General features: G+C 62.4%; 24 protein-coding genes and 1 pseudogene. 20 read left to right on the top strand and 5 right to left on the bottom strand.

Annotated elements, in window-relative coordinates; genetic code table 11:
• Positions 1 to 69: 69 nt before the first annotated feature.
• Both QME70_08730 and QME70_08735 read right to left on the bottom strand, forming a co-directional pair.
• Complete coding sequence (locus QME70_08730; GenBank protein MDI6894673.1) at positions 70 to 717, bottom strand: hypothetical protein; 648 nt, start codon at positions 715 to 717, stop codon at positions 70 to 72.
• A 174-nt stretch (positions 718 to 891) separates the two neighbouring features.
• Positions 892 to 1,149, bottom strand: coding sequence for an AbrB/MazE/SpoVT family DNA-binding domain-containing protein (locus tag QME70_08735; GenBank protein MDI6894674.1), 258 nt, complete (start codon positions 1,147 to 1,149; stop codon positions 892 to 894).
• Between the two features lie 370 nt (positions 1,150 to 1,519).
• On the opposite strand from QME70_08735, the gene QME70_08740 reads away from it, so the two are divergent.
• From QME70_08740 to QME70_08760, 5 genes and pseudogenes are all read left to right on the top strand, one after another.
• Positions 1,520 to 1,708, top strand: coding sequence for a hypothetical protein (locus QME70_08740; protein MDI6894675.1), 189 nt, complete (start codon positions 1,520 to 1,522; stop codon positions 1,706 to 1,708).
• Between the two features lie 159 nt (positions 1,709 to 1,867).
• A complete protein-coding gene (locus QME70_08745) occupies positions 1,868 to 2,515 on the top strand; it encodes a response regulator transcription factor (protein MDI6894676.1) in 648 nt (215 codons plus the stop codon).
• Between the two features lie 405 nt (positions 2,516 to 2,920).
• A pseudogene (locus QME70_08750) lies at positions 2,921 to 4,193 on the top strand (3-isopropylmalate dehydratase large subunit).
• Positions 4,194 to 4,255: 62 nt separating this feature from the next.
• Positions 4,256 to 4,759, top strand: a complete 504-nt coding sequence (locus QME70_08755; GenBank protein ID MDI6894677.1) for a 3-isopropylmalate dehydratase small subunit — start codon at positions 4,256 to 4,258, stop codon at positions 4,757 to 4,759.
• A 25-nt stretch (positions 4,760 to 4,784) separates the two neighbouring features.
• A complete protein-coding gene (locus tag QME70_08760) occupies positions 4,785 to 5,552 on the top strand; it encodes an MmgE/PrpD family protein (GenBank protein ID MDI6894678.1) in 768 nt (255 codons plus the stop codon).
• A 192-nt stretch (positions 5,553 to 5,744) separates the two neighbouring features.
• On the opposite strand, the gene QME70_08765 is transcribed toward QME70_08760, so the two are convergent.
• Positions 5,745 to 7,121: an MmgE/PrpD family protein gene (locus tag QME70_08765; GenBank protein MDI6894679.1), complete on the bottom strand. Its 1,377-nt coding sequence runs from the start codon at positions 7,119 to 7,121 to the stop codon at positions 5,745 to 5,747.
• Positions 7,121 to 7,780, bottom strand: a complete 660-nt coding sequence (locus tag QME70_08770; GenBank protein ID MDI6894680.1) for a lactate utilization protein — start codon at positions 7,778 to 7,780, stop codon at positions 7,121 to 7,123. The genes QME70_08765 and QME70_08770 overlap by 1 nt, the downstream gene beginning before the upstream one ends.
• 191 nt (positions 7,781 to 7,971) lie before the next feature.
• On the opposite strand from QME70_08770, the gene purB reads away from it, so the two are divergent.
• The 10 genes from purB to QME70_08820 all read left to right on the top strand — a co-directional run bounded on the left by purB (position 7,972) and on the right by QME70_08820 (position 20,247).
• A complete protein-coding gene (gene purB / locus QME70_08775) occupies positions 7,972 to 9,351 on the top strand; it encodes an adenylosuccinate lyase (GenBank protein ID MDI6894681.1) in 1,380 nt (459 codons plus the stop codon).
• An 86-nt stretch (positions 9,352 to 9,437) separates the two neighbouring features.
• Complete coding sequence (locus QME70_08780) at positions 9,438 to 11,099, top strand: ABC transporter substrate-binding protein (protein MDI6894682.1); 1,662 nt, start codon at positions 9,438 to 9,440, stop codon at positions 11,097 to 11,099.
• A 106-nt stretch (positions 11,100 to 11,205) separates the two neighbouring features.
• Entirely contained in the window at positions 11,206 to 12,174 is a 969-nt protein-coding gene (locus tag QME70_08785; GenBank protein ID MDI6894683.1) for an ABC transporter permease, read from the top strand.
• A gap of 13 nt (positions 12,175 to 12,187) precedes the next feature.
• A complete protein-coding gene (locus QME70_08790) occupies positions 12,188 to 13,105 on the top strand; it encodes an ABC transporter permease (protein MDI6894684.1) in 918 nt (305 codons plus the stop codon).
• A complete protein-coding gene (locus tag QME70_08795) occupies positions 13,102 to 14,136 on the top strand; it encodes an ABC transporter ATP-binding protein (protein MDI6894685.1) in 1,035 nt (344 codons plus the stop codon). Before QME70_08790 ends, QME70_08795 begins: the two co-directional genes overlap by 4 nt.
• Before the next feature lie 74 nt (positions 14,137 to 14,210).
• A complete protein-coding gene (locus QME70_08800) occupies positions 14,211 to 15,194 on the top strand; it encodes an ABC transporter ATP-binding protein (protein ID MDI6894686.1) in 984 nt (327 codons plus the stop codon).
• A gap of 27 nt (positions 15,195 to 15,221) precedes the next feature.
• On the top strand, positions 15,222 to 16,622 hold the full coding sequence (locus tag QME70_08805; protein ID MDI6894687.1) for a M20/M25/M40 family metallo-hydrolase: 1,401 nt from the start codon (positions 15,222 to 15,224) through the stop codon (positions 16,620 to 16,622).
• A 136-nt stretch (positions 16,623 to 16,758) separates the two neighbouring features.
• Entirely contained in the window at positions 16,759 to 18,012 is a 1,254-nt protein-coding gene (locus QME70_08810) for a M20/M25/M40 family metallo-hydrolase (GenBank protein ID MDI6894688.1), read from the top strand.
• Positions 18,013 to 18,020: 8 nt separating this feature from the next.
• Positions 18,021 to 19,412 carry an MmgE/PrpD family protein gene (locus tag QME70_08815; protein ID MDI6894689.1) on the top strand — a complete coding sequence of 464 codons (1,392 nt, stop codon included), beginning with the start codon at positions 18,021 to 18,023 and terminating at the stop codon, positions 19,410 to 19,412.
• 91 nt (positions 19,413 to 19,503) lie between these two features.
• Entirely contained in the window at positions 19,504 to 20,247 is a 744-nt protein-coding gene (locus QME70_08820; GenBank protein ID MDI6894690.1) for a GntR family transcriptional regulator, read from the top strand.
• A 694-nt stretch (positions 20,248 to 20,941) separates the two neighbouring features.
• On the opposite strand, the gene QME70_08825 is transcribed toward QME70_08820, so the two are convergent.
• Complete coding sequence (locus tag QME70_08825; protein MDI6894691.1) at positions 20,942 to 21,214, bottom strand: hypothetical protein; 273 nt, start codon at positions 21,212 to 21,214, stop codon at positions 20,942 to 20,944.
• A 544-nt stretch (positions 21,215 to 21,758) separates the two neighbouring features.
• Here QME70_08825 and QME70_08830 point away from each other — a divergent pair.
• From QME70_08830 to QME70_08850, 5 genes are all read left to right on the top strand, one after another.
• A complete protein-coding gene (locus QME70_08830) occupies positions 21,759 to 22,628 on the top strand; it encodes a tyrosine-type recombinase/integrase (GenBank protein ID MDI6894692.1) in 870 nt (289 codons plus the stop codon).
• Between the two features lie 306 nt (positions 22,629 to 22,934).
• Complete coding sequence (locus QME70_08835) at positions 22,935 to 23,693, top strand: transcription termination/antitermination NusG family protein (protein ID MDI6894693.1); 759 nt, start codon at positions 22,935 to 22,937, stop codon at positions 23,691 to 23,693.
• 58 nt (positions 23,694 to 23,751) lie between these two features.
• Complete coding sequence (locus QME70_08840; GenBank protein ID MDI6894694.1) at positions 23,752 to 24,675, top strand: DUF86 domain-containing protein; 924 nt, start codon at positions 23,752 to 23,754, stop codon at positions 24,673 to 24,675.
• Complete coding sequence (locus QME70_08845) at positions 24,668 to 24,988, top strand: nucleotidyltransferase domain-containing protein (protein ID MDI6894695.1); 321 nt, start codon at positions 24,668 to 24,670, stop codon at positions 24,986 to 24,988. Before QME70_08840 ends, QME70_08845 begins: the two co-directional genes overlap by 8 nt.
• Before the next feature lie 95 nt (positions 24,989 to 25,083).
• Positions 25,084 to 25,320, top strand: a complete 237-nt coding sequence (locus QME70_08850) for a DUF433 domain-containing protein (protein MDI6894696.1) — start codon at positions 25,084 to 25,086, stop codon at positions 25,318 to 25,320.
• Positions 25,321 to 25,375: the final 55 nt, after the last annotated feature.

The following is a 25,375-nucleotide window of genomic DNA, read 5'->3' on the forward strand; positions in this document are numbered from 1 at the left end:
CGCGCAGCTGGTGGAGTTTTCCTCTTCGGCGGCAGACCTGTTGAGGAATTGCGCCGCAGCGGCGGCATTTCACCGTCCCCGCTTGAGGACGGCCAGAGCGCAGATGATGAGACCGGGCAGGGCGAATCCCTTGCGGTTGAGCCAGTCGGTGGCAGTCCTCCGGCCCAGCGTCGTCCCGGCGGCCAGCAGGAGCGGGCAGGCGAGGGCGACCGTGGGGATGACCTCCATGGGGAAGCCCAGCATCCCGGTGCCGAAGCCGGCGGCGAAGGCGTCCAGCCCGAGGACCAGCCCCAGGAGGGCTGATTCGCCGGGGTCCAGGTGTCCGGACCTGTTCAGGTCGGCCCGGGTGGGGTCGTGGAGGACCTGGACCAGGATGCCCAGGGGGCGCAGCCGGAAGATGGCCACGGGCCGGCCGGGTGATTCCCGGGCGAGGATTCCGAGGTACTGCCGCCATCCCCGGTGTATCTGCCAGAGGCCCACGCCAAGGAGTGCCATCCTGCCCAGGGCCGCTCCCAGGGCAAGGGTCCCGGGTCCGAGCAGGGACGTGCCCGCGAGCATGGAGATGGTCATCAGGCCCCCGGTGGAGGTGGCCAGCACCAGGTAAGCGGACAGGGGAAATCTTATCCGGCGCATTCCGTAAGCGATTCCCGTTCCCAGGCTGTCCAGGCTGAGGGCTATGGCGAGCAGGATGGCTGGTATGGAAATCGTGAGGAGCACCCCGAAGCCAGTCTATGGCGGCCGCCGCCGGGGGTGTGCCGGCCCGCGCCGCTGCGGGGGTGGGCGGCCCGGGCCGCGGAACACGCGGGGCCGGGAAGGCGGGCCGGCTTGAAGGCTTGCTGGGGCCGGTCGCCCCGATGGGGCGCACCTCGGCCAGGGCAGCTCGCGCGGTTTCTACGCGTGTGGGAGCGGGAAGGTGAGGGCGCGCATACAGTGGCGACACACCTTCCGCCCCCGGAAGGCGATCAGGGCCTGCGTGCCGCGGCAGAATACGCAGCCGGGCTCGTGCTTGCGGAGGGAGAGCGTACCGCCGTCCACATGGAACTCGAGGAGGTCGCCGGCGGCGATATCCATGGTGCGGAGGAGCTCCCGCGGGAGCACCAGTCTCCCCAGGTGGTCCAGCCGGCGTACGATAGCACCAGTCGAACTGATGGTCATCACCCTTTCCGGTGATCTCCGCTTTGGAGGCGGTCTTGGGAAATCATACCTCTTTCGACACCGTCCGTCAAGATCCTGCCAATGACTTACTGGCGTGCAAGTAGATGGTACGACGGACGAGTGGTAAGACGGTACGGCACGGGCGTCCGACAGGGCTGGCGGAGCAGGAAAAGGAGGGGAGGCTGCAGAAGTAAGCCCACCCACAGAGAGATTCCCAAGCTGGAGCCATGAACGGGACCCACCGTGTGGTCACCCGGGGTTTCCGGGAGCAAAGGTGAAACCGGCCAGCGACGGCCGGTTTCGTGCTTCTCGAGGGGAACGCGAGAGCTGCGCCAGGAAGAGAAGAGCGTGCGGAGGTGGCACCATGGACGCCGGTTCTCTCATGGTGGTGGTTCTCGGCGTGGGGGCGGGCCTGGCCATGGCGGTGCTGGCCGTGGCGACGGTGTGGTTCGTACGAGGCTGGCGATTTCGCGTTTTGCGCTACCGGTGGCGGCGATTCATGCGCAGGAACCGTCCCGGCACCGCCCTCCGCTCGCGCTGGGAGCGCGCCTAGAGGCTAGCCCGGGAGAAGACGGGCGGCAGGAACCGGGTGGGCGGCGGTATTTGTGTTATTATCAGGTCGGTACGAAAGGGCTCCTTGCGGTATGAGCAGCATCGACACCAGGGGGCTGGTGCGGTTATCTACGATGAATACGAGAGGACTCTTTATGTCATGAAGGTTCTGCTGGCTGCGACCGCCGATGTGTATAGAGAAGCCCTGTGTGCCTCACTGGGTGAGGCCGGCGCCGAGGTCGGGGTGTGTGACCTGGCCCTGGCGGCGGTGGAGGAGCTGGCCGGGAGCCTCCGTCCAGATGTGGCGGTCCTTAGCCTGCCGGCCCCCGAACCGGCCCATGTCGATCTCGTGCGGAGTGCCTGCGGGGCAGCGGGTGGCTGCCCCGTCCTCGTCCTGGGGGCGCTTGCCCCCAGGACGGACATCGCCGGGATGCTGGCCTGCGGCGCCGCCGGATACATACTCACCTCGGCCACGGTGGACGAGGTGGTAAGGGCCGTCGCCGCCCTGGCGCTGGCGGGTCCCTCTCCCGATCACATCCGGGAAGCCACGGCCCGCTTCCGGCCCGCGGCGCTGCCGGGCGCATTCCCCGACCTGACCGAGAGGCAGACCGTCATCCTGGAGATGGTCAGCCGGGGCCTGGGGTACCGGCAGATAGGCAAGAGGATGATGGTCAGTCACTGGGTGGTCAAGGCCGAGATAGGGAAGGTGCTGAAGCTGGTGGGAGCCCGCAACCGGGCCGAACTGGTGGCTCTGGCCCACAGGGCGGGCCTCCTATCCCGGAGCGGGTCCGCGACTGGCGCCGAATGAGGGGATACATAGAAGGGTATTAGTTCGGTTATTCCTTGAGCCACGACAGCTCTTTTGTGGTGCTGGTGCCGTGCAGGAATTCCGCGTTTGACGTTGAACGACGTTATATTGATATAGCATCTCACATTCGGGCAATGGCAACTGTGGTGGAGGAAGAGGAACGAGGGTGCCATTGCGGACGAAGGCGTTTGAGGTGGGCGGGAGTCTCAGAGAAGTTCGGAGTTCAATCTCCTCGCCGCGGAGCGATTAGAGCAGACCCGGTGTGGCGGGGAGCAGCCGGGCGCGGGGTCAGAACGTACAAGACACCTACCCTGGCGAGGCACGTCGGGGGATGGGTGTCTCCCGGGAGCTGGCACTGCTTGGCGCGGTTGGGTGGTGATTGGCCCAATACTGGGTGAGATAGACATGGAGGAGGACGACCTGATGGCGGGTCAGACGCTGGTCGAAAAGGTGCTCAGCCGCAAGACGGGAAGGCCTGTTCGTGCGGGAAACGTGGTAGTCGCGCCCGTCGACTGCTGCCTGGTTCACGACGGCACGGGAGTGCTTACCTTCCGTGAACTGCGGGAAATCATGGGAGAGCCGAGGGTTCGTGTTCGCACCCTGGTTTTCCTCGATCATGCTTTCCCGGGCCCCAGGCACGAACTCGCGACCGATCATGTTGAACTGCGCAGGTTTGCACGCCAGGCGGGGGTGGAGATCCGCGAAGGTCAGGGAGTCTGTCACCAGGTGATGGCCGAAGAGGTGGTACGCCCTGGTGATGTCGTGGTGGGAGCCGACTCCCACACCTGCATGGGGGGGGGCCCTGGGGGCTTTTGCCACGGGAATGGGGTCCACCGATGTGGCGGTTGCTATGGCCCTCGGGAAGACTTGGTTTAGGGTCCCCGAGACTACCAGGGTTGAGGTCCGGGGGGAATGGCCCCTCCGCGTGGGGCCAAAAGACCTCGCCCTCTGGCTTATCGGCCAACTGGGGGCAGAAGGCGCAAGCTACCAGGCTCTCGAGTTCGGTGGGCCGGCGATAGAAGCTCTGGATGTGGATGGCCGCATGACGATCTGCAACATGGCCGTTGAAGCGGGGGCTAAAACCGGAATCGTTGCATCGGACGAACAGACCCGGAGTTTCCTGGCGGAAATGGGAAGGTCCGTCGAATGGGTGCCGCTTGCGCCGGACGCTGACGCTCTTTACAGCCGGGTGATCGAGGTCGACGTCACGGACCTCGCTCCCCAGGTTGCCCTGCCCGGTGCGGTGGATCGGGTGAGGCCGCTCACCGAGGTCGGGGGCCAGCGGGTAGATCAGGTCTACCTCGGTTCGTGCACCAACGCCCGCCTCAGCGACCTGGCCGTGGCTGCGCAGTTGCTGGCCGGGCGCCGCATACATGAAAGCGTTCGGATGCTGGTGGTGCCTGCCTCGAGGCGCGTGTGGATGCACGCGTTGGAGGCAGGGTACATCCGGATCTTCCTGGAGGCCGGGGCGGTGGTTTGCCCTGCCACCTGCGGGGCGTGCTCGGGAGTACACATGGGCGTGCTCGGTGATGGGGAGGTATGCTTCAGCACCGCTAACCGCAACTTCAGGGGACGCATGGGCAGCCCGCGCAGTCATGTCTACCTGGGTTCCCCTGCTGCCGCCGCTGCCGCCGCCCTAGTGGGGGAGATCAGCGATCCGAGGGAGGTGCAAGCGTGACACGTGAAGAGGCGGTGGCGGGAGGTCGTGGAATGACGGAGGCGCAAGCGGGTTTCTCGAATGTGCTAAAGGGCAGGGTGTGGCGAGTGGGGGACGACATCTCCACAGATCTCATTGCTCCGGGAAGGTACTTTCACCTCCGTTCAAACCTGCCGGAACTGGCACGGCATCTCCTCGAAGATGTCAATCCTGATCTTGTGAACCGCATAGTCCCTGGAGACATACTGGTGGCCGGCCGCAACTTCGGGATCGGTTCGAGCCGCGAGCACGCACCTCGCATCATTAAGACGAGCGGAATCGCGGCAGTGGTGGCGGACTCTTTCTCGCGCCTGTTCTTCCGAAACGCCATCAACGTCGGCCTGCCTGCGGTGGTGTGCGATACAGCTGGCATCGAGGAGGGAGACGTCCTAGAAATCAACCTTGGGCTCGGTGTCCTGACGGATTCCGCCCGTGGTATCGTACGCAACATTCCCCCTCTACCTCCGGTGATGCTGGAGATTCTCGCCCAAGGGGGTCTCGTGCCGTATGTGAAAAGGCGCGGTGACCTGGCAATCGACGGGGACTGAGTAACCCAACCGGTAGCGGGAGGTCATGAATGTGACGTGCGCTGAACGATTGGCCCAATTCGTTGTTCAAACCACCCTTGAGGGTGTCCCAGCGCGCGTTAGGAGGCAGGCCAGGTTGAGCCTGCTCGATACCATAGGGGCCATGCTCTCTGCCTGGGAAGAACCCAGCACTGGCATTGCGGTGTCGTTGGTCCGGCGGCAGGGAGGGCATCCCGAGAGCACAATCATGGTGGCCGGGGATCGCGTCCCGGCGCTGGAGGCGGCTTTTTGCCACGGTATGATGGCTCATGCCAACGAGATGGACAACCACACCAACCACCGCAGGTCGCTCAACCATCCTGGGGTTACTGTTATACCTCCCGCTCTGGCGGTGGGGGATAAGGTGCGTTCCCGTGGGGCCGATGCTTTGCTGGCGATCATACTGGGGTATGAGGTTTCTGGTCGGCTGAGCCTGGCAGTGGAGCCCGGCTGGTTCAACTATAGGCGCGGCTTTCACGAAACGGCCATCTGCGGGGTATTTGGAGCCTGCGCCGCGGCTGGGAAGCTGATGGGGCTCGACGCCGAACACCTGGCGACGGGGTTCGGGATCTGCGGGAGCATGGCTGCCGGGTCGTACGAGTTCAAGTCGTCGGGCGCCTGGACCAAGCGGCTTCACGCGGCGCATGCCAGCCGCTCAGGAGTTTTGGCGGCGTATCTGGCAGCCGAGGGGTTCAGCGGACCCCACACTGTTCTGGAAGGGAAAGCGGGCTTCTACCATTGTTACGCAGTATCTGTCTGGGCATCGAGACACTGACAGACATATCGCAACTGCTTGATTGCACCGTGGTACCGGGAGCGAGGTGTGGGCGATGACCACGAACTGGCAGGTTGGTAGACCTCACGGCCAGCCGCACTCTCAGCTTTTCCCCCCTGCCCACGCTGATGGCCAGCATCCTGGAAGCCGGAGGACTTGTACCGTTTCTCTTGACGTCAGGCGGGGAAGCGGTCAAGCGGTGGCCTCTGGGCGGCAGAGTTCCAGGATCCGGGTGATGTCGTCCAATTCGTCGAGTCGCATTACGTAGCGGTATATGAGGTCGGGTGCTTCCCCGGGGAGCGGGGCTGTCGTCCTGGAGCTAACGAGGTGGCGAAATTTCCGTACCAGCTCAGCATCGCCGAGAGGATTTGCCGAAGTACCGGATGCGTGTTCCGTGCGGTGTACGTATGTCTTGCCCCCCCTCGTGCGCACGGTGATCTCTGCCTGGTCTTGCCGAAGTAGTTCGCTGGGTGCGACGCTAACCCGGGCCCTCAGATCAGCAGCGTCGCTCGCCAGCACCCTCTCGGTAGTGAAGGATTGGGGCCCAACGATGCCGTCTAGCAGCGCCACCGCCACGCAGTGATGGACTGAGAACTTCCCCTCGAGGCCGGTCTGGGGCGCTGGCTTTCCAGTGAGTTCGAGGACAAGAGGGTGACACTTCAAGTAGATGTCGGTGATACTGTCGGCAGAAACTGCGTCCGTGCGTAGGAGTTCCCGTACGGCCAGGGCTGAGTCGATCGCCGCGTGGGTCACGACGCCGCACGGGTACGGTTTGAACCCCAGGTTCATGATCTCCCATTCTGTCCCCCAGCCGGCCAGGAGAGCCGATAAGTTGAACCGGTCAGAGAAGACGGCGCAAAACCCGCGGGGCGCCTCCAGTGCGACCGGGGAGCTGGTGAATCCCTGCCGAGCGAGGAGTGCTGCCAGGAGGCCGTTCTGAGCGGCTCTTCCAGCATGGAATGGCTTGCTCATGGTACCGAACATCTCGCGTAGGCCGGCGGCCTGGGTGGCCGCAATCCCCAGGGCATTTGTCGTCTCATCCAGGTCGAGACGGAGAAGCCGCGCGGCAGCTGCTGCAGCCCCTAGCGTGCCGGCAGTGCCGGTCACGTGCCAGCCACGGTCGTAGTGAGAGGGACATATGGCGCGGGCTACCCGTGCCGCCGTTTCGTAGCCGACCAGGAAAGCCGCTGCAACGTCGGAACCAGTCGAGTGGAGATGCTCCCCGAGGGCTAACGCGCAGGCCAGGGTGGGCGTGTAGCCGTGCAGAATGGTGGGCAGGTGAGTGTCATCAAAATCGAGGATGTGAGCCATCGTCCCGTTCACGAGGGCGGCCCAGAGCATATCAGTTCGTTCCATTCGTCCCAGGATGGTTGCCTGCGGTGCAGTGGCCACCTCCCGACTAACGGCCAGCAGGCTTTGCACCGCCACGTGGTGTGAGGCGCCCAGCGCCACTCCCAGGAAATCCAGGACACACTGACGAACCCGGTGTCTCACCGCCGCAGGTGCCTGGGCCAGTTCGACCGATCTCAGGGCTGCGGCCATTTGCCGGGTAAAACCTTTATGCTCCATCAATATCCCAGCCTTTCTCCGACAATTATCACGTGGAAATCCGCGCTGGCGCGGGGGCGTGCTTCGATGATGGTGGTGACCCGGCACTGGCGGGTGGGAGGCAAACACCCTGTGCACCGAGCCGTTTTAGCGCATGGGGTATTTACCTCCTTACGGTGGTACAGCATGGGCGCGGCTACGTTTTTCGCCCGCCATAGGCCGCATTCGAGATTCGGCACCAGCTTGTTGATCCCGGCCACCACGATGACCCTTCGGGGCCCGAAAATCATGGGACTCACCCTGGTGCCGCTTCCGTCGACGTTCACGAGCGTACCGTCCACCGTGAGCGCGTTAGTGCTGCAAAGAAACACGTCGGCAGTGAGGCGCCTGCGAGCCGCTTCGTTCGCCTGCTCGACGTTGTCAAAGGGCTGCCAGCCGTCTTCCACCCGGTGGCCTCGCTCCCGCAGGGCCTGCGGCAGGCCCATCTCGCGGATGGTGACTGAACCACCGAGCGCCACGGCGCTATCGGGCGGCACCAGAGAGAGCACCAGCTCCTTCGCAGCTGCCACGTCTCGCGAGTAATGGGGCTGGAACTCGTTTTTTCGCAAAGCTTCCAGGCACCTCTGCACCTGGGATTCCACGAACCACTCCCGGGGTGCGTTGTACTGATCTGTCTGCATTTCCGTTCCCCCTCCCGATGCGGGGCTGACGTGACTGTACACCGCCCCAAGTTCCCCCCATTCCACCCCTCCAGGGATGCCTTTCGTAGAGTTCCGAAGGAGGAATTGTGGCGTCCGCGTCGAAATGCGATATTGATATAACATAGCCCACAGGTAATAGCAACTGTGGCAGGTAGCAAGGAGGAAGCCCGGTGAAGCACACGTACGTTCTTTTGCAGAATGCCTATGGGACGCCGGAGATGCGGAAGGTGTGGACGGAAGAGAACGTGGTGCAGAAATGGCTAGATGTTGAGGTGGCTCTTACGCGCGCGAACGCCGAGGTAGGCATTATCCCGCGGGAGGCCAGCGACGAAATATGCGCGAAGAGTACCGTTAAGCACCTGACGCCTGAGATGATCGGGCGCTTCAAGGCCGACGCCGGTCACCTGATTGTATCCTTCATAAAGGCGTTCGCGGACATGTGCGGGCCTGCCGGTGAGTACTATCACGTTGGTCCCACGACCCAGGACATACTGGACACCGGTTTGACACTGCAAATCAAGGAAGCCTATCAGCTGCTGCTCAACGATCTTTACCGGCTCGAAGGCGTGCTGGTTAATTTGGCCCAGAAGCATCGGGATACCGTCATGATGGGCCGTACTCACGGCCAGCACGCAGTTCCCGTCACGTTTGGGTTCAAGGTGGCTGTTTGGGCCACGGAGATCCGGGACCACATTGAGCGGCTGAAGGAGCTCTCCAAGCGACTGTTCGTCGCGAATGTATCGGCGGCGTGCGGGACCATGAATACGTTCACCTACCTCGTGGGCGCTGAGAAGGCTCGCTGGATACAGAAGCGTGTTGCGGAGGAACTCGGTCTGGGCTGCCCGGTTGCGGACACCCACCAGCGGACGGACCGTTTTGCCGAGTTCGTCAATACGCTGGCGCTGTTGGTTTCAACGCTGGGCGAGATGGGTCTTGAGATCCGTGACTTGCAGCGGACCGAGGTCCAGGAGGTCGAGGAGCCCTTCGATTCCGACAAGCAGTACTCATCAAGCACCATGCCCAACAAACGCAATCCGGAACCCAGCGAGTGGCAGGAGGGCCTGGCGAAGATCGCGCGCGCTAACGCTGCTGCCTTGATGGATATCCAGATGCAGCACGAGCGGGATGCCACCAGGATGGCAGTGGAGTTTTCGTGCATCCCGGAGACCTGCCTGGTTGCCCACGCTGCGGTCAAGCAGGCCATCAGGATATTCAGCGGGTTGAGGGTGAATGCGGAGAGGATGCGGCAGAATCTATACGCGCAAAAGGATATCTCGATGGCGGAGCTGGTCATGTTGAAGCTGTACCAGAAGACTGGAAAGAAGGTCACCGCTCATCGCATGGTACACGACATCTCGATGAAGGCATTCGAAACGGGGAAGTCCCTCAAAGAGGTTATGACGGAGGCTCCGGAATTCGCCGGCCTCCTGAGTCCCGAGGAGGTGGAAGAGATCACTAATCCTGAGACGTACTACGGGAATGCTCCTCAGCAGGTAGACGAGGTGGTAGCTTTCCTCAGAGGGAAGAGGCTCAGTGAGGGCATAGAGTAGTCTTACCTCTGAGCCTGGATGCTGCCTCGGGTCCCCAGCAGTTCGTGTTGGCAGTCTGCGCGCCGGAACGCCAAGGGGGTGAAAGGATGAAGAGGAAGAATAGGGGGGTCGCGCTCGTAGTCGCGCTGCTGCTTTCAACATCGCTGGTCACAGGCTGCGGCCCAAGCCAAACCAAGTCGCTTGATCCGAGCCGAATGGTGAAGACGATCGAGATCTGGACCATGACACCGGAGTACTCCCAAGATCGCTACGAAGCTGCGCTGATGATCGCCGACTGGTGGAAGCAGTTGGGGTTGGATATCCAGGTCAAACCTATGGAGCAGGCCGTAGTCTCGAAGCAGACGCGTACGCCTCCGTGGGACTTCGACACGTTCATGCTGGAGTGGGCTGGCTCCCCCGAGCGAATAGACCCTCAGCTGTTCATCTACCAGATCTTCCACTCGTCCCAGGACGTGGAGGGCGGGAACAATCGTTCAGGTTACAGGAGTCCCAAGTTTGATGATGTGGCTGCAGCTCAGATGCAGGAAACCGACCTGGAGAAGAGGCGGGAGTACGTCCTTAAGGCTCAGGAGCTGCTCGCGGAAGACGTCCCGGTCATTACCCTGTACTTCCGGAACATGCGTCAGGCATACAACCACGAACGGTTCTCGGGCATCGTTGAGATGCCCGGGGTCGGCATCAACAATATATGGACACTCTTGCAGGCCGAGCCGAAGACTGCTGACCGGGTGCTCAGGATCGCGCACCGTCAGGATTGCGATAACCTCAACCCGATGGCGTCGTTCATCATAACGGACTGGCAGATCCTGTACCTGATATACGATACGCTGGTCAGGATCGGTCCAGACGGGAAACCGGTACCCTCGGCGGCCAGCTCCTGGGAGTTCAAGTCTCCCACTGTGCTTCAAGTGCAGCTGAAGGAAGGACTTAAGTTCCACGACGGTAAGGCCCTGACGGCCGAAGACGTCAAGTTCACGTTCGAGTACGCGCTCAAGTGGGGGATGCCGAAGGTAGCCGGCTTCGTGAAACCAGTGAAGGCCGTAAGGGTCATCGGGAACAACGTCCTGGAAATTGAGACCTCCCGACCCACTGGCTCGCTCGTCACGGGAACCCTTGCCGCTGTGCCCATCCTCCCCAAGCATGTCTGGGAAGGGTTGCTTGAACGGGAGAAGATTGCGAAGCCTGCGGACTGGGAAAACGTGCGCCCGGTGGGCAGCGGCCCCTTTAAGTTCAAGTACTGGCGCAGGGGCGAGGAGATCAGCCTGGAGACCTTCAAGGAGTATCACACTCCGGCGAAGATTGACGGCATCCTCCAAACCGTCTACCCCAGCCCCGACGCTGTGCTGGGTGCCATGGAACTGGGCAAGGCGGATCTCACCAACCAGGAGCTGGCCCCGATCCACGCCGACAAGGCAGCGCAAATCAAGCATCTCACTGTGACGGAAACGCCTGGTATTGGCTGGGCGTATATCGGACTGAACATGCGGCGCGAGCCCTTCAGTGATCCCGTTTTCCGGCAAGCCCTGGCTCACGCGACCAACTGCGCCGAGCTGGTGGAAGTGCTGCTTGACGGGCACGGAGTCCCTGGAGGGGCCGGCCGTGTGATAAGCCCGGCCAATGCGTTCTGGCACAACCCGAATGTCAAGCAACACGAGTTCAGTATCGATCTGGCCCGTAAACTGCTCGCGGATGCGGGTTACGAATGGGACAAGGAGGGTCGGCTGTATTACCCTGCCGCGCGCAAATAGGGATGGGAGCGTTGCGGCGCTGGGCTAGCGTTTCGTGGTGCACCCCGGGGTGCACCACGAAACGCGGGGTGAGTTCTGGACTAGCGGTCAGTGGGAGGGCCTAGGGATGTGGCGCTTTTTCCTGCGGCGCGTGGGCTATACGATCATCGCGCTGTATTTGCTGGTGACCGCTATATTCTTCCTGTTCAGGTTACTGCCTGCTGACCCGACCGCGACGATTGTCGATCCTGCCATGCCACCCGAGACTATCGCCGCATTGCGCGAGACCTTCGGTCTCGACCAGCCTCCCCACGTACAGTATTTCATGTACATGCGGAACATGTTGCGGGGGGACTTCGGCAGTTCGTTCTATTACCGGCGGCCGGCGTTTGACGTCCTGCGGGATAAAGTAGCCAACACGCTCGTCCTGGCTGCGGCCGCCCTGATCGTCTCGTATGGCATCGGTGTGCTATTGGGGGCGCTGCTCGCGTGGTGGCGCGGACGCGGTGTCGAAATCGCGGGGATCGTACTCTCCCTATTCTTTCGGTCCGCTCCTGAGTTTTGGATTGCCATGCTGGCGGTAATGCTGTTCTCCTACCATTTGGGCTGGTTGCCTCATGCCGGGATAGCTTCACCGGGTTCACAGGTCTATGGGCTTGCCCGGTTCTTCACCCTGGACTTCCTCCGGCATCTTGCCCTGCCCCTGTTGGTCAGCAGCCTCTACCAGCTGGCTAACCCGCTCCTCCTGATGCGCAACACCATGCTCGATGTCATGGGCGAGGACTTCGTGGACATGGCACGGGCCAAGGGGTTGCCCCCCAAAGACGTGATTTACAGGCATGCGGCCAGGAACGCCCTGCTCCCGGTCGTCACGGCCCTGGCACTGTATATCGGGCGTGCTGTCGGAGGGATGGTGGTGATTGAGTACGTATTCGGTTGGCCGGGGCTCGGACGGGAAATCCTGCTCGCGGCAAACCGGTACGACTATCCGGTGGCACAGGCGGCCTTCACCCTGATAGCTGCTCTGGTTTCTGTCATGAACCTGGTTGCCGATCTGGTTTACAGCTACCTGGACCCCAGAATCGCTTACAAATGAGGTGGGCTGACAAGTGCGTCCCCGGCAGACGGCCTCCCGGGTAAATGTCGTTAAGGCGCAAGTGGAGGTGGCCAGGTCCTTCTTCCGCCTCGTGTGGCGCGACTCGCTCGGGCGGATCGGTTTGGTGATCTTGGGTTGCTTCCTCATAATCGCCTTGTGTGCGCCATACGTGGTTCCGTATGATCCCATGGAGATGATCAGGAAGCCCGGCGGTTCACTGGCTCGTCTCCTGCCCCCCTCACGGGAGCACTTGTTTGGCACGACTGACATGGCCAGGGACCTGTTCAGCCAAGTCATCATGGGGACCAGGGTGGCCCTCCTGGTCGGCTTGCTCGCTGCCGTTATGGTTGGGGCGGTGGGCGTTACGGCCGGGCTCGTTGCCGGGTACTACGGGGGGTGGATCGATAACCTTCTCATGCGGCTGGTGGACATGCTCTACGGTATACCCCTGATTCCCTTCGTCGTAATCCTGTCCGCGCTCGTGAGACCCAGCCTGGGGAACATGGTGCTGGCAATGTCGCTTCTCAGCTGGCGTAGTGTTGCGCGGGTTGTCAGATCGCAGACACTGAGCGTGAGCCAGCGCCCATTCGTGAAAGCTGCAAGAGTTGCCGGCGCCAGCGACTTCCGCATCATGTTTGTGCACGTAGCACCTAACGTGCTCCCTGTGGCCCTTGTGGAAATGTCCTTCATCGTAGGGTGGGCTATCGTTACCGAGGCGAGTGTCTCGTTCGTGGGGTTCGGTGACCCAGCGGTGGTAAGCTGGGGGAAGATCCTCCATCAGGCCTTCATCACAGGGGCCATGCGGACGGCCTGGTGGTGGGTTCTGCCTCCCGGCATTGCGATCGTCCTCCTTGTCATATCCGTTTTCTTCCTGGCCAGAACCCTTGAGGAGCTGGTTAATCCCCGGCTCAGGAGGCAGAAGCAACGTTGAGCGGGAGCGTGCTGGAACTCAGGGAGCTTAGCGTGGTGTACGGGACGGAGCGTGGGGCTTTGCACGCGGTAGAACGCGTGTCTTTGGATGTGCAGCCGGGAATGCGCCTGGGCATAGTTGGTGAGAGCGGTTGTGGCAAGTCGACCCTCATGCGGGCGGTGCTTCGGCTCTTGCCCCCTAATGGGCGGATAGTATCAGGGCAAGTTCTTTTTAAGGGACGGAACGTCGCCACGATGACGGAGCATGAGTTCCGAAAGCTTCGGTGGAAGGAACTCGCGTTGATTCCCCAGAGCGCCATGAACGCGCTTGACCCCGTTTACACAGTTGGGGATCAGGTGGCGGAGGCAATACGGGTGCACACGCGTGCGAGCAGGTCGGTTGCCTACGAGCAGGTCAGGGAGTTGTTCCGCATTGTGGGTATAGACGAGAGGCGCATGCGGGCTTACCCGCACCAGCTGAGCGGGGGCATGCGACAGAGGGTCATGATTGCCATGGCTCTCGCACTCGGACCGAGCCTCATAGTGGCTGACGAGCCCACGACCGCCCTGGACGTGTTGGTTCAGAAGCGAATCATCACGCGCCTGGTGGACCTCGTTAAAGAGCGGAACGGCGCCATGATTCTCGTCACGCACGATATGGGGGTTGTGGCGGAAGTCGCCACACACGTGGCAATCATGTACGCAGGGCGTGTGGCCGAGTACGGGGATTTGAGAGACATTTACAAACAACCATATCACCCGTACACCCTGGGGTTGCTCAATGCTTTTCCCAGCCTTGAGGACGGTGCGCGTGACCTGGTTTCCATACCCGGGGCGCCCCCGGACTTGGTGGAACCGCCTCGCGGTTGCCGTTTCGCGCCGCGTTGCCCCTTCCGCGCGCAGGATCCGTGCCTTCACCGGGAGCCGGAGACTCAGCAGGTCGGTCCGGGCCACTATGTTGCCTGCCACTTCACCGAAAAGCATCTCGAATTCCGCCGAACTGCTTCTGTGCCCGACACCTGGAAGGTGCGTGTGAATGGTGTTATCGGCTAGTGCGGTGGCTGGGGGCGTTCGCAGTGTCTAGCGTGGGAGGACGCCCGGGAGTCTCGGTGGAGGGGGTTTCCCGTGTGGATCAGGTTTGTGAACGGGTAGTTGTTGTTGAGGACCTGAGGAAGTGGTACACCCCGGGCGCGAGATTTGCGGGCGCACACGGTCGTCGTTTGATATACGCAGTGGATGGCATCAGCTTCTTCGTGCAGAGGGGTGAGATCCTGGGGCTCGCCGGAGAGAGTGGTTCGGGCAAAACGACGACGGGCGAGTTGATAGCGCGCTTGCAGGATCCGACCTCCGGCAAGATCTTGGTGCAGGGAGTGGACTTGGCCAGGCTGGCGGGTTCCCGCCTGAGGGCCTTCAGGCGCTCGGTCCAGATGATATTCCAGGATCCCTACGAGACTCTTAGCCCGCGTTTCACGGTGTTGGCGTCCGTATCCGAACCCCTTATAGTACACGGCGTCCGAAACGGGGAGGAAAGGCTCGACAAGGTGGTGCATGCGCTGGAACTCGCCCAATTGCGCCCAGGGCAGAAATACATCGGGAGGTTTCCTCACGAGCTCAGCGGGGGCGAGCGACAGCGGGTTGCCATCGCGAGGGCCATAGTACTGAATCCGAGCCTGCTCATTGCGGACGAGCCCGTGTCCATGCTGGATGTCTCTATCAGAGCAGGTATCCTGAACCTGTTGAGGGGACTAAGGAACCAGCTTGGGCTGTCGATTCTCTATATTTCCCATGACCTGTCCACGATCAGATACATCTGTGACAGAACCATGATCATGTACCGCGGGCGACTGGTCGAGTTGGGACCTACGCCCACGGTCATGAGGCAACCCTTACATCCATACACGAGGGCGCTCCTCGCAGCGGTACCCATACCTGACCCCGATGCCAAACGTACGGTCATCGAACTCAAGGAGGCGAGCCAACCGCCTCTTGGGGAGGGGTGCAATTTCGCGCCCAGATGCCCGAGGCGGCAGCCCAGGTGCGACGAGGCTCGTCCAGAGCTGGTGGACAGTGGGGGTGGCCACCTGGTAGCGTGTCACTCAGTTGCTGGGTAGGCGGAGGTTTGAGGGAGGACCGATGCCATGACCAGAGGACTCGAAGAAGCGTTCCGCTACGTTGATGACTCACAGGAGAGATTCATCGCTGACCTGGTAGAGCTGTGCCGGCAGCCAAGCGTCTCGACCTCGGGCGAAGGCATGGCCGAAATGCCTGAAGCCCTTACGCGGATGTTGGGTCGTTACGGCTTTTCAGTGCGGGTTATCCCTACGGGGGGCTATCCCATCGTCTACGGCGAAATCGACGTGGGAGCTGATCGGACACTCCTGTGTTACAAGCACTACGATGTACAGCCTCCCGACCCCCTTCACCAGTGGGATTCTCCACCTTTCGAGCCGACCCTGCGGGATGGGAAGCTGTACGCAAGAGGAGTGGCGGACGTCAAGGGCGGAATTGCGTCCTTTCTGCACGCCGTTGACGCGCTGAGGCAAGGGGTAGGAAGCATCGGCGTCAACCTCAAATTCCTAATCGAGGGAGAGGAGGAAGTCGCCAGCCGGCACCTTGAGGAGGCGGTCCTCGGTAACAAGGACCTGTTTTCGGCGGACGTATGTATCTGGGAGAACGCCTTTAAGGATCACCAGGATCGCCCCATGATCCGGATCGGAAACAAGGGCATGTGTTACTTGGAGCTACGGGCCAGGAACCTTCGCATAGACCACCACTCGCGGTGGGCTGCGGTTCTGCCGAGCAGCGCCTGGGACCTGGTCTGGGCGCTTTCCTCGCTAAAGGACAGGCAGGAGCACGTGTTGGTAGACGGCTTCTACGACGGGGTCAGGCCCGTTACGCCAGACGAACAGCGGGTCCTGGAGAGCCTGGCAATGGACGCCGAGCCCCTAAAGCGCGAAAGCGGGGCGTCCCATCTGCTGAACGGTGCAGAGGGCGGGCGCCTGGCTGAGATGCTTTACACCCGTCCTACCTGCAACATAGCGGGGATGGTCGCCGGTTACACCGGGGAAGGTTCCAAGACCGTGTTGCCTGCCGAGGCAGTTGCTAAGCTGGATTTGCGTCTGGTACCGGACCAGGACCCGGTGGATATTTACAACAAGGTCAAGAGGCACCTGGAGGAGCGTGGTTTCGCGGGCATCGAAGTCAGGATGCTAAGCGCTACCTGGCCATCCAAAACACCTGTTTCTCATCCATTCGTGCAACTGGTACTGAAAGCGGGCGAAATGGCTTATGGGGTACAGCCAGTCGTCGAGATAACGTCCGCGGGCTCTGGCCCGCGCTACGTGTTCTCGCAGTGGACCGACATGCCCATGGTCGCCCTGGGAGTTGGATACGCAGGTTCGCAAAACCATGCCCCCAACGAGAACATCCGCATCAAGGATTACCTGGAGGGGGTCAAACATCTGGCGGCGACGTTGTACCTTTACTCTCGCGCCCTCACACCTCATGGTGAGGTCCGGGACTCCGAGACAGGAGGGTGAGCATCGGTTGGACACCCTACAGGCGGACGAACTGGTGGCCCGGTGGGTGACCGATAACAGAGATCGTCTGTTGACTGAGTTCAGGACCTTGTGCCAGCAGCCTGCAGTGTCAGGTGACGGGCGCGGAATTCACGAAATGGCAGAGTTACTGCTAGAGTTCCTACGGGCCAAGGGGTTCGTGGCACGGGTGCTTGAGGGTCCGGGGAACCCGGTGATATACGCGGAGGCGACGGGGACTCACGATTGTACCTTACTTATGTACGGGCACTATGACGTGCAGCCACCAGAGCCGATCAGTGAGTGGTGCTATCCTCCCTTCGGTGCGGTGGTGCAGGATGGTAAGCTCTACGGACGGGGTGTGAGCGATCACCGGGGCAGCATGATATCGCGCATCCATGCGGTTGAGGCGCTGATGGCCCTCGGGCTGCTCCGTACCACTGTGAAAATGATCCTCGAAGGTGAGGAGGAAATCGGCAGCCCGAATCTGGCGGAGACCGTGCTCAGGCATCGCGATTTGCTGAGCGCCGGTGCTTGCCTCTACCCGGGTGGATTTCGGGGGGCAGATGACAGGCCTACCATCAGTTGCGGCGGCAAAGGCGTATGTACGGTGCGGCTATCCGCCAAGGGTCTGGCAGGTGAGGTTCACTCACGCGAAGCCACATCGGTGCCCAACCCCGCGTGGCGGCTGATCTGGCTGCTCGCGAAGATCCGTGGTGAAGATGGCCAGGTAGGGGTGCCCGGGTTTCTCCGGTCCGTGCGCCAGCCCGATGAACTCGATGCAATGTTCATTTCCCGGATTCCTCCGGCGTTTCCTTACGCGCCGAGTTCCGGTAGGGCGCAGGCGGGGTCCACAGGGGCGTTGGTCGCGCACCACCTGTTTAGCCCCACATGCACCATTACACGGGTTGAAGCCGGGGCGCCGGGGGAAGGCCGTAAGAGCGCAATCCCCTCCCGCGCAACAGCGGATCTGGAGTTTCGCTTGGTCCCGGACCAGGATGCTGAGGCCGTGTTTCGCGCGCTCATGCAGTACGTGGCGGACGTTGGCTACGACGACGTCGAGGTGGTACTCCTGGCGTCAAGGAACCCTGCCAGGACGGCGATGACGGCGGGAATCGTACCGGTAGCGGTGGAGGCCGCGAAGGCGGTGTATGGGAAGGAACCCATCCTGTCACCGTTGTTTCCGGGTTCCGGGCCCTGGGAGGTCTTCATTAAGGGGTTGGGCATACCGACTATCGCGGATACGGGAGTAAGCTATCATGGTTCGTCCCACCATGCGCCGAATGAGCATGTCAGGATCGACGACTACCTGCTTGGGATTCGGAACATTGCAGCCGTATTGCTCAGGTTCGATTCCGGCAGTCGGCAACACACGGATTGGGGTGGGAGATGATGGCGGGAGTGACTGTGGAGCTGGCACGATTTGTGGCCAGTTTGCGCTTCTCTGACCTGCCACAGTCCGCCATCGAGAAAGCCAGACTGTGTGTCATGGATGCCATGGGATGTGCCCTCGCGGGTAGCAGGACCGCCGAGGTGGGGGCGATGATGCGCGCACTCGAGCGCTATGACAGGTGGCCGCCTGGCGAGGGCCGGGACCTTCCTGCGAGAGCTGCCATCTGGGGGACGGCCGCGGGCGCTACCGTGTTTACCGCTGTGCTTCTGAACGGGACCATGACCCATGCCCTGGAGTTTGATGACTCCCTCCGTTTCGCCAAGGTGCATCCTGGCGCCGTCGTCATACCGGCCGCCCTTAGCTTGGGAGAAATCGTGCACGTTGACGGGAAGACGCTCATCACTGCCGTTGCCGCTGGCTACGAAGTGATGGCCAGGGTGGGGGCGGCGCTAGATCCTAAGCAACATCGACTGCGCGGCTGGCACGCCACGTCGACGACCGGCACGCTGGGAGCGGCAGCCGCGGCATCGGTCATATTGGATCTCGATGAGCGTCGGGTCGCCTATGCGCTGGGTCATGCGGGAACTCAGTCGGGCGGCCTGTGGGCCTTCCTGGCCGATGGAGCCATGAGTAAGAAGTTTCACCCCGGTCGAGCTGCCTCGAGCGGCGTACTATCGGCGATCTTGGCGGCTGAGGATCTGCGAGGTGCAACGCAGATCCTCGAAGCTGCGGACGGTGGGTTTCTCCGCGCCTTTTCTGACCGATATTCTGAGGAACCGGTCATCCGCGATCTTGGGACGGGCTACGCCATTGAACGGGTGACCTTCAAGCCGTATCCGTGTTGCCGCACGATACATCCCGCGGTAGAGGCTGTTCTGAGCATACGCAGGCAGTATGGAGTGGAACCCGGGATGGTGGACGAGATCAGAATCCTTACTTACGAGGTAGCAAAGGTGCAGAACGGTCACCCCGGAATGCCCAAGACTGTGACCGATGCACAGTTCAGTATGGCTTACTGTGTCGCAGCAGCCCTGGTCGCCGGGGACCTGCAACTCCCCCAGTTCGATGCCGGAGCGTTATCCGACCCACGCATAGCCCGGCTGGTTGAAAAGGTCCATGTGGAGGTAGCACCACAGTTCGAAGCCATGTACCCCGCCAGGTGGCCCGCCTCCGCTGCCATCAAGCTCAGGAACGGAAAGACATACGAGGCGCTAGTAGAGACATGCCTGGGCGACCCCGAGAAGCCGTTGACCGCGGAGCACATGAAGCGCAAGTTCTCAGGTATGGCGGAGGCGATACCACGGTTTGGGACGGCCAGGTTCTTAGACGCCGTTGAAAAGCTAGAGGAAGCGCACGATGTGTCGGACATCGTCCGGTTAGTGACGGGTGATTGGCGGTAATTCCTCCAGGGCTTGCCGTAGTCGGACCGTGAAGGTACGATAAGGGAGGTTGCACCGTAAGTAACGTGGACCGCGATGGAGGCGTGGCCGGGTGATACCGGATAAGAACAGTGTTGTGCCTCTCTACCACCAGATCAAGGAGGGCTTGCGCGAGGAGATCGAGGCTGGCCTCTATCAGCCCGGTGATCTACTGCCGCCTGAGCACGAGTTATGTAAGAGGTACGGCGTTAGCAGAATCACCGTGCGTCAGGCCGTACTCGACCTGGCCCGTGAAGGACTGGTAGACAGAAAGCGCGGGAAGGGCACTTTCGTTTGCCAGCCGAAGATTCAGCAAGACCTGCTTGGGTTTTACGATTTCACCCGCCAGCTGGAAGCCACCGGGAGAGAGCAGACCGTACGGGTGCTAAGTGTGGAGAGGGTAGAGTCAGAGGCTGTTGCCACATGGTTGGGGTTGCCCAGGGATGAGCCGTTGGTGAGGATCATGAGACTGCGCATCGTCGACGACGAGCCTCTCATACTTGAGAAGACATTCGTGTCGGCTCGTCGGTTCCCCGGAATAGAGCGTGAGGACTTTTCTTCAACGCCAGTATACTATCGCATGATCACAGAAAGGTTCGGGGTGGCGCTAGGGAGAGCTGTCAAGTTCCTCGAACCGGTTCTGGTGGATGCCTACGCATCGGCTTTCCTGGGGGTTAAGAAGGGCAGTCCGGGCTTGCTCGTTGTTCGGGTCACCTACGCCGTGGACGGTACGCCCGTTGTGGTCACAAAGTGGCTGGTGCGCGGCGACCGCTGCCGCCACTACGTCGAGGTTGGGCCCCATCCGCGGCAGATATAGGTGTCCACGGTATCCGGGTAGACGCCACCAGCTCCGACGACAGTCGTGGGGTCGAAGAGGTTCCCGCCAGGTGAGAAGGGGACCGGGCACCCGGTCCCCGCCCCACCGTCGGTCCGCTACAGCTTGAGCCCGAATAGCTGGCTCAAGATGAACACGGTGAAACATGCGCATGCACGTCGTTCCCCAGATGACGAAGACGATGAGCAACGCATGGTAAACGCGGCGAATGTCCTCTCTGGCCCACTTCCTGACCCTTTCAGACCCCCACCAGAGCATGTCCGTGACCTGGCGGCAGACCAGATCCACGTTGCTGAGGGCAGTACTGAACAGTACCCAGAACCCGATCAGAAGTGCCAGGGCCCACCCCGCCGGCCCCATGAGCTTCGCGAACGTCTCCCCCTGGTACGCCACGACACCCCACTGAGGAAGGGCCGTCCCCCTGGGGATCAATCCCACTGCCAGTGGGGAGGGCAAGAACATGCCGGGCATGCCGCCCAGCCAGAATATGCCCCACTGGTCAATGCTGAGCAGCTTGAGCCACGCTCTCCAGCGCCCAACGTTCTCGGCAGTAGGGGAAGCGAACATACCGTTGGGGGAGACCCTTACCATCTTACCTCCTACGACTGCAGGAATGTAGCCCACCTTGTGTCCCATGCCGAACCCTTTGTCCCTGTACCAGTTGGTAATGGCGTTGTTACCGAAGCATCTCCAGATTGAGGAACGTCTGCAGAGTCGCCGAAACGGTGGTGATCCACAGCAGCGCCAATCCCCACTTCACGAACACCGACGGCCCGATCAACCACTCCCCGCTACCGATGGAACCTCCCAGCGCGATCACGCTCGGGCCGATGATGGCCAGGATGGCCCTCCTTCTCAGGGGCGGTGGTTCGGGCATATCGACCACCTGGAACGGAGGACCCAACCCTCCCGGCCTGACTTCGCCGCCATTGCTCACCCGGCTTGCCATCCGTTATCCCCCCGTCTCTGAGTGATGGGCGTGGGAACACGCATACGCTCCCTCTGCCTTTCCAGAAGCATCCACAGCCCACCGAGATAGCGCCGCTGAGCTCGCCTACGCCGGCCGACTCCCGCCCCAAAGGAAGCCCTCCGCGCCGCTCAGTCCCTTGCTACCGACACCGGGTCAGTACATCCCCCCACCCGCCAAGCGTTGCGCAATGTGAAACCAACTCCCGATTGCTCCCGGGCGGCCCAGCTTCTTACCCAGGATTCGCCAAGTTTCCCCAGGGATTGACATCGCTCGCCTCATGGTGTAATGTGGAAAGGCGCGCCGGTGAGGACAGGTCCGCGCCGCCGCGGACCGCCGGGCGCCAGGCGAGGGGTGACGCCAGCACGCGCGCTGGGCACCTTACCGTCGATTGGGGGTGGAACGGTGTCTGAGGCCCCGTTTATCGCCCTGCCCAGGCCACTTCGTGAGCGCCTGGAGATGCACGAGGCCATCGCTGTCAGGTTTGCCTTTGCCCGCTGACGGGGCGGGGGCGGTTACCATTCGCATGCGGGATTCACTTCTGGACGATTACGCTGCCTTCTTGCGGGCCCGCGGGCTGGCCGAGCAGAGCGTGCGCTGCTACCTGGGTCAGACCAGGGCCTTCGTGGCGTGGTACGAGAGGGAGCGGGGTCCCTTCCGGGTGGATTCGGTGGCCCGGCTGGACGTGGCGGACTACCGCCGGCACCTGCAGGACGCCGGGCGCAAGCCGGCCACGGTGAACCTGGTCCTGGTGGTGTTGACCTCCTTCTTCAACTGGGCGGTCGGGGAAGGGCTGGCGCCCGCGAACCCGGCGGTGGGGGTGAAGCGCGTCCCCGAGCAGGTCCCGGGACCGCGCTGGCTGGACCGGGAGGCGGTGCGGGCGCTGCTGGCGGCCGTTTCCACCCATGGGCCGCTCCGCGACCGGGTGCTCATCTCGGTCATGCTGCACACGGGGCTGCGGGTGAGCGAGGTCTGCGGCCTCAGGCCGGATGACCTGGAGCTGCGGGATCACACCGGCCGCCTGCGGGTGAGGCGCGGCAAGGGGGGAAAGTACCGGGAGGTCCCCCTCAACTCTGCCGTGCGCCGGGTGCTGCAGGAGTACCTGGCTTCTCATCCGGGAGGCCCCTGGCTCTTTTTCAGCCGGCAGCGCACGCGGCTCTCGGTCCGTTCGGCCGAGCGCATCGTCTCCCGCTACGCCCGACTGGCCGGGCTGGAGGGGGTGACCGCCCACGCCCTCCGGCACACCTTCTGCAAGATGCTGGTGGACGCGGGAGAGAGCCTGGACCGGGTGGCTACCCTGGCCGGGCACGCCAACCTGACCACTACCGCGCGCTACACCAGGCCGTCCATGACGGACCTGGAGCGGGCCGTGGGCAAGCTCACGTGGGATCTGTGAGCCGGGACCGGTTCAGCCGGGGTCGGGCGGGGTCGAGGGGAGGAGGCGCCACGCGAAAAATGGGCGCCGAAGTCATTGGGAGGCAGGGCATTGCAGTTTCCCCTTTTGAGCACACCCTGTGCGGGAGGAGTTCGGACACGCCTGTAGAAGCATCAAACGCTAGAGCGCCGCCGGTTTCCGGGCCCGCGCCCATGCGAAAAAGCCCGGGAAACGGCGGAGCATTGCTTGTGCGGAGGCGAGGACCGGTCAGGCGGGGCCTCAAGCCGCCACGCGTGGCAGGTGTGGCACGCAGGTCGGGGGTGGGGCGTGCAGTACACGGTCGGGTCTGCCGATCCCCAGCAGTGGGTAAGTCCTGACTCCATCGGAGCCATCATCCGATATCAGGGGAAGGCCTGCCGTCTCCTGGGCATGTACTTCGGGGGCGACCCCGATCTCCAGGACGGGTCCCAGCGCCTGCACCAGTGGCTGATCCTGGAGGATGTGGCGGGCGAGTACCCGTCGTGGTATGCGGTGCAGACCAGGCCCCACAAGGAATCCGCGGTGGAAGCCACCCTGGATGGCGAAGGGGTCATGGTGCTGCTCCCCCGCTTCGTGTATCAGGACGCGCCGGGGGCGACGGGGGGGCAGAAGCGCCGGCGGGGCCGCCCGCGCAAGGACCCCGCCGCCCCCCGCGACCGGGTCGAGCCCATGTTCCCCGGCTACCTCTTCGTACAACTTAGCCCCTCCGAGCAGGAAAAGTGGCAGTTGGTCCGCCGCAACCCCTGGGTGTTGCGGGTTCTGGGCACCGGCGCGGAGGCGGTGCCCGTCCCCGACGAGGCCATCGACATCATCCTGGAGAAGTCCTTTGGCTCGGGCATCGTGGTGTTCCGGGACGGCCGTCCCGCCTGGCGCGAGCTGGAGGCGGGGGCGCGGGTGGAGATCACCGAGGAGCCCTTCCGGGGCCTGGTGGGCATTCTGGAGAAGCCGACTTCAGGACGCCGGCGGGTGCGGGTGCTCCTGCAGCTCATGGGGCAGGAGGTCCCCGTGGAGGTGGACGCCGGCTCCCTAAAGCCCGTCGACATGTGAACGGGTGCTGCCATGACACGTAGGTACCAGGTCAGAGCATGAGGTACAATACTTCGGGATGGCACAAACGGTACTGCGGGCGGAAGAGCTGCTGAGTGACCGAGGCAGGGTCACCGGGGTATGTGAGGCGGCCGGTGCCCGGTTCGCGTTTCTTTTCGGGTCCGTGATCGACACGACACCAGGGAGGGCGCCGCGCGACGTCGACGTCGCCGTCAGCTTTCACGATTACGACTTTTGGACCTATCTTGAACTCAGGGAGCAACTCAGCCGCGCCCTGGGGATTTCAGAGGACCGGCTGGACCTGGTGGTGCTCGACCGCGTGAACCCGCGCATCGAGCTGGAGGCGGTGCTGACCGGTGTTCCCATGTTCGTAGCCGACCCGGGTGCTCTCGACGAGTTCGCCGTAGACGCCCTTTTTGCGTACGACGATTTCCTCCGGTTTCGCCGCGAACTGCACGAGTCCCTCTGGAAGCGCATCGAGGGGGGATTGTCGGTGGCCGGGCGCCAACTGAATCGGGATCGGGTGGAGACCTACCTGTCCCGAATGGATGAGGCGGTGGGGCGCCTTACGGTTCTAAGGAAACGGTTCACATCCTACGAGGAGTTCGAGGCGGACGCGGACACCAGGGAACTGGTGGTGCATCACCTGCGCATCGCCCTGGAATGCGTCCTTGACGTATGCCGTCACTTCCTGGCCACAAAGGGTGTGAGCCTGTCCGAACTCGACACCACGAACCTCATTGAACTGGCGGGCGACCGGGGACTGCTCGACGTGGCCTTCGCCCGCAAGATCCGCGGCATGGCCGGCATGAGGAACGCCATCGTCGGCGTATACTGGAGGCTCGACTACCAGGCGATTTACGAGACCGTCACGCAGAAGCTCGGCGACTTCGACGAGTTTGCCCGGCAGGTGAAGCGGTACCTCGCGAGCGAGGATGCCAGCGCCTTAGGGCCCGTCAAGGGGCTGGTACACCGTGGATAGCGCGATTCAGTCTTTGCTGAGGGAGTTCGCCGGGGAATTGCGGACCACCTACGGGAGCCGCCTTCGTGGGGTCTATTTGTTCGGGTCATACGCACGGGGTGAGGCAGACCCGGAGTCGGACGTGGATGTCCTTGTCGTGCTGGACCATATCGAGAGATATGGGCTGGAGATTGACCGAACGGGGGCATTTACTGCCGAATTGGCCCTAAAGTATGGGGTAAGCATCAGTCGGGTCTTCGTTTCCCACCAGGAGTGGAGCCGGGGCGAGAGTGCCTTCCTGGCCAACGTGAAGGAGGAGGCAGTGCCTGCGTGAGGGAGGAGCGCGTGGGGGCCGGGAGTGTCGTGCTATAATGGGTGTGGACCGACTTGGGTCTGAGGGAACGGTGCACTGCGAGGGGAGCAACTTCCGTGGATAAGCTTGACCGCATCACAGTTGATCCCAATATCTGCCTGGGTCAGCCTACGATCCGGGGCATGCGGATTACCGTGAGTGTCATCCTGAAGATGCTGGCCAGCGGCAAGTCGATCAATGACGTGTTGCAAGCCTATCCCGAGCTGGAAGAAGAGGACGTCAAACAGGCGATAAAGTACGCGGCATGGGTGTTGTCTGATCAGATCCAGATGGTACCAAGCGCGGGAACATGAGTAAGCGTCAAATAGCGCCCACCTCCGAGAACGCCCGAGGTGAACATCACCAGAA

Source organism: Bacillota bacterium (assembly GCA_030019365.1).
Taxonomy (GTDB): Bacteria; Bacillota; Sulfobacillia; order JACIYH01; family JACIYH01; genus JACIYH01.

Bases quoted from the DNA above. Each gene is read 5' to 3' on its own strand.
- QME70_08770 (MDI6894680.1), bottom strand. From the start codon at position 7,780: ATGCAGACAGATCAGTACAACGCACCCCGGGAGTGGTTCGTGGAATCC.
- QME70_08805 (MDI6894687.1), top strand. From the start codon at position 15,222: ATGACCAGAGGACTCGAAGAAGCGTTCCGCTACGTTGATGACTCACAG.
- QME70_08765 (MDI6894679.1), bottom strand. From the start codon at position 7,121: ATGGAGCATAAAGGTTTTACCCGGCAAATGGCCGCAGCCCTGAGATCG.
- QME70_08745 (MDI6894676.1), top strand. From the start codon at position 1,868: ATGAAGGTTCTGCTGGCTGCGACCGCCGATGTGTATAGAGAAGCCCTG.
- QME70_08830 (MDI6894692.1), top strand. From the start codon at position 21,759: ATGCGGGATTCACTTCTGGACGATTACGCTGCCTTCTTGCGGGCCCGC.
- QME70_08825 (MDI6894691.1), bottom strand. From the start codon at position 21,214: ATGGCAAGCCGGGTGAGCAATGGCGGCGAAGTCAGGCCGGGAGGGTTG.
- QME70_08760 (MDI6894678.1), top strand. From the start codon at position 4,785: ATGAATGTGACGTGCGCTGAACGATTGGCCCAATTCGTTGTTCAAACC.
- QME70_08785 (MDI6894683.1), top strand. From the start codon at position 11,206: ATGTGGCGCTTTTTCCTGCGGCGCGTGGGCTATACGATCATCGCGCTG.
- QME70_08780 (MDI6894682.1), top strand. From the start codon at position 9,438: ATGAAGAGGAAGAATAGGGGGGTCGCGCTCGTAGTCGCGCTGCTGCTT.
- QME70_08840 (MDI6894694.1), top strand. From the start codon at position 23,752: ATGGCACAAACGGTACTGCGGGCGGAAGAGCTGCTGAGTGACCGAGGC.
- QME70_08810 (MDI6894688.1), top strand. From the start codon at position 16,759: ATGGCAGAGTTACTGCTAGAGTTCCTACGGGCCAAGGGGTTCGTGGCA.
- QME70_08740 (MDI6894675.1), top strand. From the start codon at position 1,520: ATGGACGCCGGTTCTCTCATGGTGGTGGTTCTCGGCGTGGGGGCGGGC.